The following is a 16,610-nucleotide window of genomic DNA, read 5'->3' as shown; positions in this document are numbered from 1 at the left end:
TTAGTTCACTTGCTTAAGAGAGGCTTGGAGGGTCTCAAACGCTGCTTCGGCGCAACTCTTAATGGAGACGCGGTCCGCTTCCGAAAGAGTGATTTCCGGAGCTGACAGGGCACGCTGGAGATTAATTGCATCCGCCCTAACCGCTTCCGCCAATTGGCGCGCTGACTTCGTGCGATTCGCAGTTTCAATCGTTCGGGTGAATCGCTCTACAGCGGCGGCCGCATCTCCACGAACGGCCGAGGATTCACGAGCTAGCTCCGCATCATTCTTCGTCACCGCGCGCTTCATTGCCGTAGTCTGCGGGCCGGTCGAGAACCCCTTTTTCGGCATAACTGTCTGCAACTTGCCGGGCAAGACGTTGGTTCGTAGCGCCTTGTTATCGGGGAACCGCTCGAGAAACTCTTTCAATGCTTCAGGCCTTGCCTCGTACTTTCTCCCACGCTTTTTCGGGTCCCCGCCGAGCGCGACGTACACGTACCGCAACTGGAAATTGTCCATTAGGTCCCCATGGATGAGGTAGAAGAGGACAAACTTCAAGCGAGCGATCTCCTGTGGCGAGCGCTGCTGGTTCTCCGCTGCAGTCACGATCCTCCGCGCCTCAAGGAAGTCTTCGCTGCGCTCCCCTACGCGATCATACGCGCCCTCATCATCGATAAACTGCAGGTATTCGTCGATCAGGTTCAGTCGCCCCGCCATCTCTTCGACGTCGGCAGCGGACTTCCCGTAAATGGCATTCGCGACGAGTTCAACAGGGCGTTTTCCTGGCAGTTTGTTTGCCGAGATCATCTGCCCATACATTGTTAGCCCCTCACGGATTTTGAGGAGTTCATTGATCGGAGAATAGTCCCAACGTTCGTTCATGCCGAGTTGCAAGCCGGCTTCAATTTGCCACCTGTCCTCCGCAGATGTATTGGGCGGCAGAATCACCCCGTCGAAATAGCGGTACTTGCCCTCGTTCTTTTTTCCCTTCAACAACCGGCGAAGCGTGGCCAACCGCCGATTTCCGTCCAGAACCCCGCCATCGAATAACACGACGCCAGGCCGCAATTGAGTCCGCCCATCGATATCTTCCATCAGCCGCTCAAATGCGGCCTTGTCTCGGGAGGTGTCTTTGTGCTCTCCCGCGAGCATTTTTTCAATCTCGTCCTTCCACTTCTCTTGGCGTGGATCGATGGCGACGCCTGGATGATCATGGCGCAGTTTCAGCATCCTATCGGCATATCGACCGTTCCCAATGTTGAAATAAAGATGTTCAATGGGGATTCGATAGACAGGAAGTTCTTGTTTCTTGCCATTGATCCAGTGGCGCTCAACCAATTTGAGCTTTTCGCTTACGTCCCGGAGTTCGACCGTCGTGGCCTTCGGGTTCCTTTTCATCCATTGTTCCTTGTTGTTATGGGTCGGCCATTCATGGTTCCGCGACGGCTATTCCAAACCTCTAGTGCCAGCTTGAAGTTGAGGCGGTCCGCCTCAGACACTTTCAGAGGACGCACTGCATTGGTCCAATCGGAGATCTTTGTCTGACTAATGGCATGAATCACTTCGGCAGCGCGGCGGCAGACCACTACGATGTCCCACTCGCAGTTTCCTTCCTCAGTGTGATGCCCCATATGTCCGTCTGCTCTAACAGGCCACATTGCAGTGACGAGTAAACCAGCGATGCCCAAGCCGATGTCTACGGCCTTCCAAGCCAAAGGATCGGCGGAGTGAAATGTGAATGCTATTGGACGCCTCGGCTTCAGCCGATGCAGCGCACTTTGAAGGCAGACGCCGAAGGTTTTCCCAAACGCGGATGGCCGGTCATCGCCTCGCGGAAGGAGCGGCTCGCCACCGAGCTCTAGGTTCCGGCTCCAGAAACGGTAGAATTCAGAAAGTTCACTGTATGAGATATAATCGAAGTACGGCGGGTCAAAGACGCACAAGTCCACTGTGGCCTCTGAATCACTCGATGCCATGCGCGCGTCTTCACAGTGCACTGCGCTCGTCTGCTGCGTCGGATTGTATGTGACGTGGATTGGATGGACTGCGCGCTTGCGCGGCGACCAAGAATATCGGCGCACACTCACATCAGCTGTGCGTGCGACTCGCTCGATGCTTCGTGCGATTGTCCCGCGCCCCGCCGTTGGGTGAAGCGGATTAAGCTCGACTGCAAGGGCAGGGAGGGAGTAGCTGCGAACGCTAAAGAGGGGGGCGATGCGCCCGTACTCTGTGGCATACCCGCAGAGCTTGTTGTTTGTTGCGAGCGCATTTGAGAGCGCGAGGCGAAGGCCATTTTTTACTTCTTCTGAAAGCTCTTGCACGTTGACCCAAGCGAATGCAGAGCCAAAAACACAAAGCTGCCGGTCCGTGAATAGCTGGCGCGGCTGGGTGATTCCGAAGCTCAATGGACGCTGGTCGACGCGATCAGTTGTAAACGTTCCTTCGGGTAGATGGAGCGCGTCAGCGTGGTGCCTAATGTAACGGGCGCTGGCAGCTAGGCGGCGCAGGTCGCAATCGCGAGGTTGACGAATTCTTCTGTATTCAGTTGAGGAGGTTTCCTCGATTGCGATTAGCCGCCGAGATGCAGCTCCTGTCTGCAGTTCGCTATGGAGCGCCGCAGTGCCACAGTGTGGACAGGAGAAGCGCTGTGCGAAGTAGGTTCCTTGATTAAGCTTCACGCGGCGGCAACATGTGAACCATTTCTGGTCTGCACGGCCAAGCTCCTTCAGTTCAAAGCAATCCGGGCAGAAGACGACTTGAGCGGAATTTCGGACGACCGCTCCATGCCGACCAGTGTCCTTCGCGATGACAGGAGTGCGGTACAGGGGCGCGCGCTTGGTGCATTTCCTACACTCGACTTCGTGAATGTAGAAATAGTGAAGAGGAGTCCACTGAGGAGAGGGGCCTTGGAGCAAGCGACCGAACCGCTGCTTCAATGCGCTGAGGAGCTTCGCTCCGCTATCTTCCAAGTGCGACGATGGTGCAGGATTGAGTTCGTAGCTTGTAATGGCCACAGCTAGCGGATCCACATCCGTGCCTGAGGCAATCGCTCCGAGACGTGCTGCTTCAACGAGGGTTGAGCCGCCACCCACGAAAGGGTCATGGACCTTGAGGTTCTGCAGCGGACGCGTGTTTCCTTCGTATGCGCTCCAGAAATCCTCAGCAACTGTGTCTGCAGGGAGTGAAGCTGCGAGCAGGATGCCGCGCATCAGCCCCGGCGGTCGGCGCGCCCACCATCGGTGGGCGGAGTAGACGGGGTCTCTCGCGCGGCGATCTGCTGCGGCTATCTTCGAGAACTCTTTAAACGGAAAGTCGGTTTCGATCAACGACGCTGAATCAAGGGCTGGGGCCAAGTCAGCATCATGAAGAAGGGGCTTAGTCATCGGCCGGCCTAAGATACTAGGAGGAATCCACCTCAGCAATGACGACGGGTGAAAGGCATGACTGGGGCGTTAGCGCCGGGGACGGCGCCCATCGGGCTCACGCTGCGGCGATGCACTGCGGCGCGCGGTGGCACGATAGTGAGATTCATTGTGGGGCTCCGGCTCTCCAAGAGCACCAGCGAGCAGCGGTCAAATATGTGCTGTCCGAAATCGTCCTTCCGGAGGCGCATGGGCGCTTCATGCCTAGGCAACAAGGGGCTGGAAGGTGGCCGTTACGTTGCCGCTGCCAATAGGCCGCACTTGTTCATCGGCGTAGTAGAGGAGCCGCTCGCCATAATTCTCAAGGCCTCGCTCCCCAGCTTGTCAGCGCACGCCGTGCTCCAGAGTACGCAATGGACCCTAAAGCAATCCCTTCTTCCCGGGGCCTTGCGCTAGAGTCCGCCCTCCCATGGAGCGCACCGGCGCAGCAGCGGTCATCATCGGAAACGAGGTACTGACCGCCAAGGTCACGGACCTGAACGGGCCCCACCTCATCAAGCGGCTGCGCGAGGTGGGCATTCCACTGCACTCGGTGGAAATCGTCCTGGACGACGTGGACGCCATCGTCAGCGCCGTGTCTCGGGCCCGCCAGAAGGCGCGCTACGTCTTCACCAGCGGCGGCATCGGCCCCACGCACGATGACGTCACCGTGCGCGCGGTGGCCCTGGCCATGGGCCGGCCCGTGGTGCGGCTGGCGGAGATGGTGGAGCTCATCACCGCGCAGGCGCCCGGTGGGCAGGTGACGCCCGAGGGCATGCGCCTGGCGGACGCTCCCGAGGGGGCCGTGCTGCTGCCCCAGGCGGGCACCTGGTACCCCGTGCTGACCGTGGAGGACGTGTACCTGCTGCCCGGGGTGCCCCAGCTCTTCCGGATGCAGCTGGAGACGGTGCTGGGGCGCCTGAGCGGCACGCCGGTGGTGCTGATCAACCTCTACCTGCGCCTGGGCGAGAGCGAGATTGCCGCCGTGCTGGACCACGTGGCGCTGGACATGCCGCACGTGGCCATCGGCTCCTACCCGGAGTTCGACCCGGGCAAGGACTACCGGGTCAAGGTCACCGTGGAGTCCGGCGAGCAAGGCCCCGTGGACGAGGCCCTGGCACGCATCGTCGGCGGCCTGCCGGAGGGCGCGGTGGTGCGGCGGGAGTAGGGAAAGGTCCCGCCGCCCGCGCCGTCGTGCCGGACGACTACAGCGACAGCCCCAGCCGCTGGCGCAGCCGGAAGAAGTCATCGGTGAAGGCGAAGGCGAGCAGCATGCGCAGCCGCTCGCCGTCGCGCACGGCCTGGAGCACGGGCTCCGCGCCGTCCATGCGAGCGCCCGCGAAGTTCGGGTCCTCGCGCAGCACCATGCCCAGGCCCACGGAGACGTCGCCGCACAGGAGCATGCCCGCCCGGTCCGCCGAGTAGTCCAGCGCGTCCAGCCAAGGCGCCAGCTCCACCTTCTGGACGTCGCCCATCGCCATCGCCGGAATCTCCAGCGCCTTGAGGGCCTTGCGGGGGTACGCCTTCTTGAGCTGCTTCACCGACTCGTCGTTGCGCCGCCCCAGCGCGGTGAACTGCGGCGCGTGGATGCGGATGGAGTTGCCGAACAGGTCCGCCGTCTCGCCCTGCGACAGCTTCTCCAGCACCGCCGCCTTGTTCAGCAGGCCCAGCGCCGCGCGCCCCAGGAGGAACTTCTGCTCCCGCGCGTTGAAGCGCCGCACCACGTCCTGGCCGATGCACACCGACAGCGGCTCCGTGGTCTCCAGCACCGTCAGCCCGCGCCGCGCCTGGTACACCTCGAAGTCCTCCACGCCGAAGACCTGCGCCACCGTGCGCATGGCCTTGAACACCGCGGAGTCCGGCTTCAGCTTGTCCGCCTTGGGGTTGACGCCGACGATGTCGAAGCTCGGCGGGTAGACCTTCTCCAGCTGGTCTCCCACCGCGCGCAGCACCTCCAGCAGCGGTCCGCGCGCCGCCGGATGCATCAGCACCGAGTCCACGTCCGTCGAGTTCAGCGTCTCACGGGCCTCCTGCGCCAGCCGGGTGCGGCCATCCGTGTAGAAGGCCACCTCCACCTCGTTCGCCGCGCGCAGGAAGTGCAGCACCGACGCCGCGCAGAAGGCCTTGTCGTTCTGCCGCAGGCCCTCCCACAGCTTGAAGAGGGCGTGCAGGCTGTCCACCCGCGTCGGGTCCTGGCGGAGGATCTGCCGGTGCTCCTCAATCGCCATGGGCACGGACGTGGTGTCGCGCGCGTACAGCTCCGCGAGCGCCGCGCGCGCCGTCAGGTTGGTGCCGTCGCCGTCCACCACCTGCCGGTAGAGCGCCGTGGCCCGGGCCGGCTCGGACAGGGGACCCGAGTAGAGGTCCGCCACCCGCATCCGCATCGTCGCCGCGCGCTTCGGGTCCACGGCCATGTGCGCCTGGGCCTGCACTTCCAGCAACTGCGCCAGCTCCGGCAGGTTGCGCGCCCGCTCGTAGAGCACCACCAGCCGCTCCACCAGCGCCGCGTTGCCCGGCGCCAGCTCCAGCGCGCGGCGGTAGAGCGGGGTGGCCGCCGCCGCATCGCCCAGGCCTTCGTCATAGGTGCGCGCCAGCTCCAGCGTGAAGCGCGCGCGCACCTCCACGGGCAGCTCCTGCTGCAAGAGCTTGTGCAGGCAGTCCACCGCGCCCGCCCAGTTGCGGCCCTGCGCGTGCAGCGCGGCCAGCCGCTCCAGCGCATCGAGGTGGCGGGGCAGGGTGGCCAGCACCGTCTGGAGGTGCGCTGCCGCCCGGCTCGCGTCGTTCAGGTGTGTGGCGTACAGCGTGCCCAGCGTCAGGTGGAGCTGCGCCATGGCGCGCGGGTCTCCGCCCTGCTGCACGCGCTGGCTCAGCATGGCCGCCGCCTCGGCGTACTGCTGCGCCTCCAGCAGCAAAGTGCCTCGCAGCTCCAGCGCCTCCGGGTGGCCCGGCTGCGCGGCCAGCGCCTTCTCCAGCTGGGCCAGCGCGCGAGGCCGGTCATGCAGCGCGGAGTGGTACAGCCGCGCCGCGCCGATGAACGCCGTCGCCGCCGCCGTGCCATCCCTCAGCGCCAGCTTTGCCTCGGCGCGCCGCTCCTGCAGCGCCGCAAGGTCCGCCGAGCCGCCGCGCTGCGCGAGCAGCTCCTCCAGGCCCGCCTGCGCGCCCGGGTGCAGCGGGTCCTTCTCCAGGGCCTGCCGGTACAGCGCCGAAGCGCCGTCCGAGTCCCCCAGCTTTCCCGCGGCCAGCTTCGCCGCGGCAAGCAGGGCGTCGATGGCGCCGCGCGGGTCCTTGCTGACGTGGGCCTCGGCTTCCAGGGCGACGCGCGCTCCGGCGAAGTCTCCGCGCTTGATCGCCACGCGCCGGGCGCCCTGCATCGCGGGCAGGCACTGCGGCTGCAGCTCCAGCGCCTGTCGGTAGAGGGCCGCCGCGCGGTCCAGGTCGTTGAATCGCCCATCCGCCAGCTCGGCGGTGCGCAGCAGCATCTCCAGGGCCTCGTCGGCGTCCTGCGCCGCCGCCAGCCGCATGGTGTAGAGGCGGGCCAGCCCGGTCGCATCCCCCGCCTGCCGCAGCCCGCGCTCCAGCACGAAGGCCAGCCGGGTGTCGCCCGGGTCGGCCTCGAAGGCGCGCTTGTACGCCTCCAGCGTGCCCTCGGCGGGCGTCTTGTCCAGGTCCAGCGCGGCGGACAGGCGCAGCGCGGTGGCCAGGCGCGGGTCGTTCACCCGCTCGGCGATGCGCTGGCGCAGCTCCGCGCGGCGCGGGCGGTCCGAGGCGCGGATGCGCTCCAGCAGCGTGAGGGCGGTGAGGTTGCCCGGGTCCAGGCCGAGCACCGCCTCGCTGCACTGGGCCGCGCGCGAGGGCTCCTGGAAGCGGTCCAGGTACAGCCTCGCCAGCTTCAGGTACGCCGTCACCTTGGCCGTGGGCGTGCCGCCCACCTGCGTCTCGCGGTCCAGGATGGACACCAGCTCCTTCACGTTGTCCTGCGCCAGGTACAGGCGCTCCAGGGCGCGCAGCGTGGCGGCGTGGCCCGGCGTCAGGCGCAGCACCTCCTGGTACGTGTCGATGGCCAGCTCCGGCCGCTTGAGCTGGTCCTCCCAGATGGTCGCCGCCTGGTAGAGGGCGTTGGCGCGCTCCAGCGGGTCCGTGCGGTTGGCGGCCTCGGAGCGCAGCACCTCCACCAGGCTCTCCCAGGCGCCGTTCAGCCGGTAGATGCGGGCCAGGGCGCGCAGCGCCGGGAAGTAGCTGGGCGCCAGCATCAGCGCTTCCTGGAAGGAGGCGATGGCCTCGCTCTCCATCTGCAGCTTCTGCTCGTACAGCTCGCCAATCTTGTAGATGAGCGCCGCGGCCTGGTCGGTGGACGGAGAGGACTCCGACTCCGCCCGGTACATGTCGATGAGGTTCGCCCAGCGCGAGTCCTGCGCGTACAGCCGGCCCAGCGCCTTGAGCGCGGGCAGGTAGGACGGGGACAGCGCCAGCACGCGCTCGTAGGCGGAGATGGCGCCTGCGCGGTCCTTCAGGTGCTCGTCGAGGATTTCCGCGTTGCGGTGCAGCAGCGACAGCACCTGCTTGGTGTCACCGGCGAGCGACGCCTCCAGGTCGTTCGTCTCCAGCAGCTCGCGGTAGCGCGCGGCCCGCTCGTATAGCCGCGCCAGGTTGCGGATGGTGGGCAGGTGGTCCGACGCCAGGTCGAGGATGCGCTTCATGCACTCGATGGCGTGGTCCAGGTCGCCGAGGCGGTCCTCGTACACCACGGCCATCTTGTTCAGCGTGGTGATGAGCTGATCGCGGTCGGACGTCTGGAGCAGGTCCTGCTCGTACATGGCCACCAGCTCCGCGAAGCGGCCCTGGCGCTCGTAGAGGCGGGTGAGGGCCTTCTGCGCGGGGAGGTAGCCCGGCTGGAGCTGGAGGCAGGTGTTGTAGCGGGTGATGGCGTCTTCCTGCCGGCCCAGCCGCTCCTCCAGGATTTCCGCCGCCTTGTACATGCGGGCGGCCTTCTGCTTCGCGTCCTCGGCGGCGGCGACCTCCGCGTCGAACACGGAGACCAGCCCCTCCCAGTTCTGCATCCGGTAGTACAGCTTGCCCAAACCCGCGAGCGCCGCCGCGTGGCCGGGGATGCGCGCGACAATCGCCTGGTAGCGCGCCGCCGCGTCCGACTCGCGCTTGAGCGTCTCTTCATAGAGCGCGGCCAGCCGGAGGTTGGTGGCCACCAGCTCGCTCTCGTCGTTGAGCGAACCCACGCGCGCCAGCAGCACGTCCGCCAGCTCCTCGTAGCGGCCCTGCGTCTCGTAGATGCCGGCCAGCTCGCTCAGCACCAGCGGCTCGTTGGGCGCCACGCTCCGCGCGTCCAGCAGCGCGGCCAGCGCCTCCTCCCTGCGCCCCGCGCGCTCGCACACCTTGGAGATCTGCAGATAGGCGGGTGCCGCCTGCGGGCCCAGGGCGGCGGCCTCGGCCGCGAGCACGTCGAGCAGCTCGTCGGTGCGGCCCTCGCGCTCGGACAGCCGCTTCATGGCCGCCAGCAATTGTAGGTCCGAGCGGTCCAGCGCGAAGGCCTCGCGGTAGAGGACGGCGGCCGGGTCTCTCAGCTTGAGGCGCTCCTCCATCAGCAGGCCCGCGGCGGTGAGGTAGTGCGCGCGCAGCGACGGCTGCTGCACGGCGGCGGAGAGCAGCCGGTACACCTCCACCAGCGCGGGCGCGTCGTTGCGCGCGGCGTAGACGGACTCCAGCTGCGTGAGGACGACCACGTCGGTGGGCCGGCGCTCCAGGCACAGCTTGAGGCAGGCGGTGGACTCCTCGTCGCGGGACAGGCGCTCCTGGAGGACGATGCCCTTCTCGAAGAGGAGCGCGGCCTGGTGGCGGACGTCCCCGGTGGCGGCGAGCTCCGCGTCCAGCAGCTGCAGCACCATCTGCCAGTTGCCCACGTCCGCGAAGAGGCGGCGGGCGGCGCGGATGTTGACGAGGTACTTCGGCGCCAGCTTGTACGCGCTCTGGAAGGCCACCGCGGCGTTGCGCGGGTTCTTCAGCGGCTCCTCCCACAGCAGACCCACCTCATGGAAGAGGAGGGCGGCGGCCTGCGGGTCCGTGGTGGCGAGGGCCTTGGCCTCGCGCTCCAGCGAGACGATGCGCTCACGGGCCTCGTCCTCCGCGCTGGTGTTCTGGGCGGGAGCGGGCAGCTGGGTGGCGGACTGGGCGAGCGTCTCGGTGGCCGTTGCCGCCGGAGTCCCGGGCAGGGGCGGGGGAGCCACGGGGGCAGGGGGCCGCGGGACTTCGTTGTGCTCGCTCATGGGAACCGGCTCCGAATGACCAATGCGGGGGAGGGACGACTGGCCGGGGGTGGTCGTAACACGCGCTTGGCCGGTCTCTCAACTTCCCGACTTTCCTGACGATTTGGGTGCCAGGACCCTCAGGAAGCAGGCGGCCGGGAGGCTTCGGGGACCCGGTGCCACGCTTCATCCGCTCCATGTGGGGGCGCAACTCGGGCGCTCCTCGGCCGATAACCCATCAAGGACTACACTTGCCCCGCCTGTATCACCCGGGGGCCGCGGCGGATGGGACTCGCCGTACGAGGAATGCCATGAGCGCGAATCGCATCGGTGGTGGCAGTACCCCTTCGACGCAGCGGACCCAGCCCCGTGCCGAGCCGCGCGTCGAAACGGCGAAGCCGGCGAACGTCGCGCCCCAGCAGGACCGGGCGGCCCAGCAGCTTCGCAACCGCCTCGCCACGGACGGCTTCGACGCCACCCCGCGCAACAGCGGCAAGCTGGACCTGGAAGGCGCGCGTCGCCCGCCCCCGCCTCCTCCGGCGCCTTCGGGCCCGCAGGTCACCACGGACCGTGCCGGAAACACGGTGGTGGACCTGGGGACGGGGAACAACCAGGCCACGGTGTCCCGCGGTCCTGACGGCGGGTTGACCATCACCTCCGATGGCCAGAGCGTCAACCTGACGGCGGAGCAGGCGAGGAACGCCACCATCCGTGGCGGCGAGGGCAATGACCGCATCGCGGTGGACGCCGACGTGACGGCGAACCTCCGCATCGACGGTGGCAACGGCAGCGACACGCTCATCGGCGGCGGCGGCCAGAACACCCTCGAGGGTGGCGACGGGGATGACTACATCCAGGGCGGGGCGGGCAATGACCGCATCGTGGGTGGCGCGGGCCGCGATGTCATGTACGGCCTGGGCGGCAACGACACGATGCTGGGCGGCGCGGACCGTGACTACATGGACGGCGGCGAGGGCAACGACGCCCTCAACGGTGGCGCCGGCAACGACCAGGTGATGGGCGGCCGTGGCAACGACACGCTGAACGGTGGCGTCGGGGACGACGTGGTCGCCGCGGGCGAGGGCACGGACCGGGTCAACGGCGGGGCTGGCAACGACACGCTGTACACGCAGACCGACGACACCGTCGGCGGCACGGCGCGGAACCGCGCGGGGGACACCGTCACCACGGTGGACTTGAGCACCCGGAACGCCGCGGGCAATGCCGTCGGCAGCTCCGTCACCGTGGAGGGCGATGCCGCCTTCCAGGCCCGCGTCCAGTCCGACCTGGATGCCCTGCGCTCCATGCCGGCGGGGCAGGAGATGCTCCTGGCGCTCGACAACAGCGGCCACACCACCACCATCCGCCAGGCGGCTTCGGGGGACGGTAACTCCGCGGGCGCGACGGACCGCCCCAACGCGTGGTTGCAGGCGGATGGCACGCCGGGCACCGGCTCGGACGCGTACATCAACTACAACCCCGAGCGCACGGTGCTCGGCGGCGGCGCGGAGGAGTGGCAGAACCGCCCGCCCATCGTGGGCTTCTTCCACGAGATGGTGCACGCCTACAACTACGCCACCGGCACGCTGGCCCCCGGGACGACGGGTGGGGTGAACAACCGCGAGCTGGCGGCGGTGGGCCTGCCGTACGACCACGACGCCAACGCGTCGACGCCGGACCAGCACCCGGGCCACACCAGCGAGAACCGCATCCGCGAGCAGCTCGGCCTGCCTCCCCGTCCCGAGTACTGAGCCAGCACGGCATCCCTGAGAGGCGGTGCGCCCGTACCGCCCTGCACCTGGAAGGAACGTTCATTCTACGGGAGGCTCGCCCCTCCCGCCCCGGCACACCGCTGGAGGGAACGTTCGTTCCACGGGCGGCTCGCCGTACTGCCCGGCGCCCGGAAGGGCGGGACAAGCAGTCACGCCGGAGCTTGAGCGGGCCCTACAGGGCTGAGTCCGGAAGCCCGTGCATCATCGAGGCTGGCGAGAGATGAGGAACGGGGCCGCCGGCAGGTAGACCTGGTGCCGGCTGGTACGAGCGTTCAGTCCGAGGGGGGTGAGTTGAGGCATCCGGCACGAGCGGCGGCGTGTATCCTTCCCTGCATCCTCGTCGCGGTCGGGACCTGTGCCTGGGGCCAGCCCGCCGCGACGCGCGCGGAAGGGAAGAAGCCCATGGCGGAGGCCCAGGACTCGAGCCGCCTGCTGCGCGTCACCGAGGTGCGGCACACGAAGGATGCGCTCGTGGTGCGCTACTCGCTGCACGGCGTGGGCAAGGCCCCGGTCTGGGTGTTGGATCAGCTCTTCCGCACCAGCTCCGCCGGCCACTACCACCTGGAGCCCGAGCGCGCGTACGTGGAGTTCCGCGACGGCGTGCTCGTCCTGTCGCGGGCGCTGATGCCGGTGCCTGACGACCTGGACGTGGAGTCGCCCGAGGTGCCCTGCGTGCGGCGGCTGTCTCCCGGCGAGACGCTCACGGGAGAGCTTCGCGTGCCCCTGCCTCCAACCGAGGACGTGCCGTATCGCAAGGGCGGCCCCGTGGACCTGGCCACCGTGCGCTCCGTGCGGCTGCTCATCGGCTATCTGCCGGACGCGCCGGACCTGCGCTTCCACGACGCGAAGGATGACAAGGGCCGAGCCTGCCGCTCACCGCGCTATGGTAGCGCCGTCACCGGGCAGCAGGTCGCCGAGGCGGGACCGCTGCCACTGCCCGCACGCACCAATCCCTGAGGACACCATGGCGGACTTCCGAACCGATACCGTCGAGCTGCGACTGGGGCGCGTGGAGCGCACCGCGGAGGCCCTCCAGGTCGAGGCGTCCCTGCGCAATACGGGGCCCGCGGTCGTCTGGGTCTTCGACCGGCTCTTCCACACCGAGCCCTCCGGCCACTACCGGCTGGATGCCTCGCTGGCCTACGTGGAGGAGCAGGGTGGGGTGCTCGTCCTCTCCCGGAAGCTGCACCCTGTTCCAGCGGGACTGATGGTGGAGTTCCCCGAGGTGCCATGTGTGAGCCGGCTGGCCCCGGGCGCCTCGCGGGAGCAGTTCATCCGGGTGGCCTTCCCCGCGAAGACGTGGGTGCCCTACTCGCAAGGGGTGCGCAGGGCGGTGAGCGCGGACTCGATTCGGAGCGTGCGCCTCCAGTGGGGCTTCTTCCCCGACGTGGAGGGTCTGCACTTCTACCGGGGCCGGGACGTGGCGGGACAGGACTTCCAGTATCCCGCCTACGGGCCGGCGCTCGCGGCGCAGCGCCTCGTCGACACCGGGCCGCGCGAGCTCTGAAGGCCGCGCCGGGGCTCCGTTACTTCCGCCGCGCCCGCCATTCCTCGCGGCTCTGCCCCCAGGCTTCAATCACGGTGGTGTCATAGGGCGGCGGCAGCTTCGCCGGGCCGATGAGCTTCGACCCCAGCCGGCGGGCGACCTCCGCGGACGGGGTGTTCTCCGGGGCGATGCAGTGGATGACCTGCGTCCAGCCGAGCGTGTCGAAGGCCCAGTCGATGGCCGCCGTCGCGGCCTCGGTGGCGTAGCCCTTGCCCCAGGCGTCGCGCAGCAGGCCCCAGCCCACCTCCGTGCCCGGCCAGCCCTCCGGCATCCACGGGCCCACGCGCCCCACCCAGCGGCCCGTCGGCTTCTCCAGCACGGAGAACATGGCGAAGCCCTGCAGCGCCCACGAGCCGGCCATGGCGCTCATGGCCCGCCACGCCATGGCTCGCGGCTGTACGCCGCCAATGAAGCGCGCGGACTCCGGGTCCCCCGCGAGCGTCGCGTAGCCCTCCAGGTCCTCCAGCGCGGTGGGGCGCAGGATGAGGCGGGCGGTCTCGAGCGTCGGTCCAGGGGCAATCATGTTCGGTCTCCAGGTTGCGCGGCGGCGGTGGGGGCGGCCTTCATGCGCCTGCCAGGCCTGGAAGACCGTCTCCAGGCGGGCGAGCACCGGGTGACGTCCTACAGGAGTCCCGCGAGAGAAAAAACAACGGCTGCTCCGGAAGCACCGGAGCAGCCGTGTCGTGATGCGCGTCGGCGGGTCGCCGTCGTGTCAGCGGTGTCTCACCGCGCGGTGGGAGCGCTCAGCGTCGCGGCCTCGTCACCATCGAGGACGCCATCCAGGTCCCGGTCGATGCCGATGCGCGGCCCCGAGCCCGGGGGCACGCAGGTGAACGTCAGGACGCCGTTGTGCTGGACCACGGCCTGCCGGAGCGCCGCGTCGGCGACGTGGGGCAGCGCCGCCCGGTCCACCGCGAACTGCCCGCTGCCCAGGTACAGGAAGCCCGCGTCATACGAAGACGCACGCCCCTTCGCGACCAGGTCACACTCGCCCGCGTCCGCGCGCTGCTTCAGCAGGTCGATGCGCGGGCCGGCCACGGCCCCATTGTTGGCGCTGAGCGTCACCTGCTGCCCGACGATGGGCGCCAGGTTGCTCTCGAAGGCCAGCATGTACAGCTCCATGTTCTTCTTCGCCGCGAAGCCCTCGGGCGAGTCGGGGATGCCCACGGCGTTGAAGACGGGGTGGAAGTCGAAGCCGCTGTTGAAGTGGAACAGCGTGGGGATGGCCCCGTCGCTGTTGAAGCCGATGCCGCGGACCTGGTCTCCGAGGAACGTGTCCGCGGGCGAGTTGCCGAAGGGGAACCCGGCGCCGAACATGCCGACCTTCTGGTACATGTTCCGCAGGTGGGGCACCTTGGGGAACAGCGGCTCCGCGTCGAAGGACGACTTGCCGTCCGTGCCGAAGAAGCCCTTGAAGGGGCCCTCGCCCGGGTTGGCATTCACGTCCACCCGGTGGCAGGACTCGCACGAGCCCTGGAAGAAGCTCGTGGTGTTGACGAAGAAGTCCCGGCCCGCCTGCTGTTGCGCCGTCAGCGCGTTGTCCAGGTTGCGGATGGGGTTCGGCGGGTAGGTGATCTGCAGCGCGAAGTCGGTGAACTTCTGCATCTCCTGCGGGGTGAGCTGCGCGCTGCGCCCGAGCAGGTCCATGAACGCGGGATTGAACTGCTTGAAGGCAGCGACTTCGTCGAAGGCTCCGCCGTTCGGCTGGACGCTCGGCGCCGAGTCGCCGGCCGTCCTGTCACCCCGCCAGTGCATGGGGCCCTGGTTCGCCATGCCGCGCAGGCTCTGCGTGGCCAGCGGGCCCTTCATCGGGTGGAAGGACGTGTCCTGTCCGAAGGTGGCGTCCGGCCCGAACTCGGGCAGCACGGGAACGACGGGGTTGAAGTTGGCTTTCACGGCGCCATCCGGGTTGCCCAGGTCCCACGTCAGGCTGTCGAAGTCGCCGAAGATGTGGCAGCTCCCGCACGACGAGTCGCCGTGGCTGGAGCTCCGCCGCGCGTCATAGAGGAACGGACGCCCCTCCACCACGCTCGCCGGCTCGGGGTTGAACATGGGCAGGTGCGCGACTTCCTGGCGCGTGGTGGTGTTGACCACGGAGATGGAGTTGTCGAAGCGCGTCAGCACGTAGAGCCGGCCGCGCGCCTCGTCCAGCACCACGCCGGTAGGGCCGCCACCGCTCAGCTCAATCTGGTTGGCCGTGCTCGGCACGAAGGTGTCGGCCTCCAGCGCGGCGGTGGAGTACACGCCCAGCTTGGACGAGCCGAACGCCGCGACGTAGAGGGTGGCGCCGTCGGAGGACACGGACATCCCCAGCGGCTGCGCGAGGCTCTTCTCGCTCTCCGTGTTGGGCACGGGGGCGCAGCAGGCGCTGTAGTCGATGTGCTTGTTGAGGTGCCGGGGCGCGACGCCGCCCGAGCCCAGCACGGTGATGCGGCTCTCGTGGGTGTGTCCCCGGAGGCTGCCGCCGGCAAAGGTGCCCGGGCCCTCGAAGCGCAGGTCGTTCCGGCCCTCGGTGTTGCTGACGTAGACCTTCCCACTCACGGGGTTGACGGCCATGTTGAACAGGATGGTGCCCACGCCGGTGTAGAAGCCCGCCGCGCCCGACACCTGCGCCGGAGGGTTGGCGGTGGCGGAGATGGCGAACACGTCCTTGTCCGGCAGGGAGAAGGGCATCTGCTGCGTCCACGGGCGGCCCAGCACGTCCAGCCAGTCCTGGCCGTTGTACCGGACGAGGACGGAGACCTCGGTGGCCGGCACGCCCTGGAAGTTGGTGTTGGGCCCGGGAACGCCGCCGGCCGCCTCGCCGCCGTTGGGCACGAGGCTCTCGTGCACCACGGAGCTGCGGTTGCCGGAGTGGAACACCGCCGCGTAGACACGCGAGCCATCCGGCGTCACCGCGAGGGCGCGGGGCGTGTCTCCAAAGAGGGGGATGATGGTGAGCGGGCTGCCGCCCAGCGTGGTGCCCAGGTTGTCCGAGTCGAACACCCAGACGTCGGCCCGGCCGATGCCCTCCGTGGTGAGCTGCGGGTCGAAGGGCGCATTCTGGCCCCGGTGCGCGGCGGTGATGAAGGCGCGCTTGCGGCCCGTCCCGGCGAAGACGATGTCGCGCGGCTCATCGCCGACGAGCAGCGTCCGCACCACGGCGCCGCCAGTCCCGCCCGCGTCGATGCGCACGACACTGACGCTGTCGGACAGGTGGTTGACGACCCAGACCTCGTTGTTGGTCCGCGCGGCGACGGCGACGGGCTCCAGGCCCACCGACACGGCGCCACGGTGGACGAGGCCGCCGCTGCCCACCTGGAAGATCTCCAGGCGGTTGTCCGGCGTGTTGACGGCGAAGAGCAGCTGCCCGTTGGGAGAGAGCGCCAGGGGCCGGACCTGGCCACTCTCGAAGAGGGTGAAGGGGGCCGCGGAGGCGGTGCTGCTCACGAGGAGCATCGCCGCGAACATCAAGGTGGATACGCCACGGCCAATGGCCGTGCTGGGGGTCTGCATGGTGCCTCGCTCGAGGTGTCGGACGTCGTGCCTTCCGGGATACGGAGGCACACGGAGGCGCGGGTTACGCGCGCCCCGAGCGTAGGCAAGATTGTTGATTGCTGAACAGAACCCGCCTGGGGAGCGGGACGGGGGCGCCGTCTCCACCGTCCCCGGGCGGGTC

At 68.1% G+C, this 16,610-nt stretch carries 9 protein-coding genes; 4 read left to right on the top strand and 5 right to left on the bottom strand.

Annotated features, from left to right (window positions below; all coding sequences use genetic code 11):
- Together G4D85_RS40440 and G4D85_RS40435 are read right to left on the bottom strand one after the other, a co-directional pair.
- Complete coding sequence (locus G4D85_RS40440; protein WP_164019599.1) at nt 1-1,377, bottom strand: hypothetical protein; 1,377 nt, start codon at nt 1,375-1,377, stop codon at nt 1-3.
- Nucleotides 1,374-3,305, bottom strand: coding sequence for a DUF1156 domain-containing protein (locus tag G4D85_RS40435; RefSeq protein WP_205525917.1), 1,932 nt, complete (start codon nt 3,303-3,305; stop codon nt 1,374-1,376). The genes G4D85_RS40440 and G4D85_RS40435 overlap by 4 nt, the downstream gene beginning before the upstream one ends.
- A gap of 505 nt (nt 3,306-3,810) precedes the next feature.
- On the opposite strand from G4D85_RS40435, the gene G4D85_RS40430 reads away from it, so the two are divergent.
- Complete coding sequence (locus tag G4D85_RS40430; protein WP_164019597.1) at nt 3,811-4,548, top strand: competence/damage-inducible protein A; 738 nt, start codon at nt 3,811-3,813, stop codon at nt 4,546-4,548.
- A gap of 37 nt (nt 4,549-4,585) precedes the next feature.
- Here the strand turns inward: G4D85_RS40430 and G4D85_RS40425 are convergent, their stop codons facing one another.
- Nucleotides 4,586-9,655 (bottom strand): tetratricopeptide repeat protein, encoded by a 5,070-nt coding sequence (locus G4D85_RS40425; RefSeq protein ID WP_164019596.1) that lies wholly within the window; start codon nt 9,653-9,655, stop codon nt 4,586-4,588.
- Between the two features lie 290 nt (nt 9,656-9,945).
- On the opposite strand from G4D85_RS40425, the gene G4D85_RS40420 reads away from it, so the two are divergent.
- The 3 genes from G4D85_RS40420 (at nt 9,946) to G4D85_RS40410 (ending at nt 12,913) form a co-directional block, all read left to right on the top strand.
- Nucleotides 9,946-11,385 carry a M91 family zinc metallopeptidase gene (locus tag G4D85_RS40420; protein ID WP_164019595.1) on the top strand — a complete coding sequence of 480 codons (1,440 nt, stop codon included), beginning with the start codon at nt 9,946-9,948 and terminating at the stop codon, nt 11,383-11,385.
- 423 nt (nt 11,386-11,808) lie between these two features.
- Nucleotides 11,809-12,363 carry a hypothetical protein gene (locus G4D85_RS40415; RefSeq protein WP_164019594.1) on the top strand — a complete coding sequence of 185 codons (555 nt, stop codon included), beginning with the start codon at nt 11,809-11,811 and terminating at the stop codon, nt 12,361-12,363.
- Nucleotides 12,364-12,370: 7 nt separating this feature from the next.
- Entirely contained in the window at nt 12,371-12,913 is a 543-nt protein-coding gene (locus G4D85_RS40410; RefSeq protein WP_164019593.1) for a hypothetical protein, read from the top strand.
- Between the two features lie 19 nt (nt 12,914-12,932).
- Here G4D85_RS40410 and G4D85_RS40405 read toward each other — a convergent pair whose 3' ends face one another.
- Together G4D85_RS40405 and G4D85_RS40400 are read right to left on the bottom strand one after the other, a co-directional pair.
- Nucleotides 12,933-13,475, bottom strand: coding sequence for a GNAT family N-acetyltransferase (locus G4D85_RS40405; RefSeq protein WP_164019592.1), 543 nt, complete (start codon nt 13,473-13,475; stop codon nt 12,933-12,935).
- Between the two features lie 200 nt (nt 13,476-13,675).
- Nucleotides 13,676-16,447, bottom strand: coding sequence for a YncE family protein (locus G4D85_RS40400; protein WP_164019591.1), 2,772 nt, complete (start codon nt 16,445-16,447; stop codon nt 13,676-13,678).
- Between the last annotated feature and the right edge of the window lie 163 nt (nt 16,448-16,610).

Source organism: Pyxidicoccus trucidator (assembly GCF_010894435.1).
GTDB classification, from domain to species: domain Bacteria; phylum Myxococcota; class Myxococcia; order Myxococcales; family Myxococcaceae; genus Myxococcus; species Myxococcus trucidator.
This window is presented reverse-complemented; position numbering and strand designations above follow the sequence as displayed.

Excerpts from the sequence above, each read along its gene's own strand:
- G4D85_RS40440 (WP_164019599.1), bottom strand. The coding sequence starts at position 1,377 with ATGAAAAGGAACCCGAAGGCCACGACGGTCGAACTCCGGGACGTAAGC.
- G4D85_RS40430 (WP_164019597.1), top strand. The coding sequence starts at position 3,811 with ATGGAGCGCACCGGCGCAGCAGCGGTCATCATCGGAAACGAGGTACTG.
- G4D85_RS40425 (WP_164019596.1), bottom strand. The coding sequence starts at position 9,655 with ATGAGCGAGCACAACGAAGTCCCGCGGCCCCCTGCCCCCGTGGCTCCC.
- G4D85_RS40420 (WP_164019595.1), top strand. The coding sequence starts at position 9,946 with ATGAGCGCGAATCGCATCGGTGGTGGCAGTACCCCTTCGACGCAGCGG.
- G4D85_RS40415 (WP_164019594.1), top strand. The coding sequence starts at position 11,809 with ATGGCGGAGGCCCAGGACTCGAGCCGCCTGCTGCGCGTCACCGAGGTG.
- G4D85_RS40410 (WP_164019593.1), top strand. The coding sequence starts at position 12,371 with ATGGCGGACTTCCGAACCGATACCGTCGAGCTGCGACTGGGGCGCGTG.
- G4D85_RS40405 (WP_164019592.1), bottom strand. The coding sequence starts at position 13,475 with ATGATTGCCCCTGGACCGACGCTCGAGACCGCCCGCCTCATCCTGCGC.
- G4D85_RS40400 (WP_164019591.1), bottom strand. The coding sequence starts at position 16,447 with ATGCAGACCCCCAGCACGGCCATTGGCCGTGGCGTATCCACCTTGATG.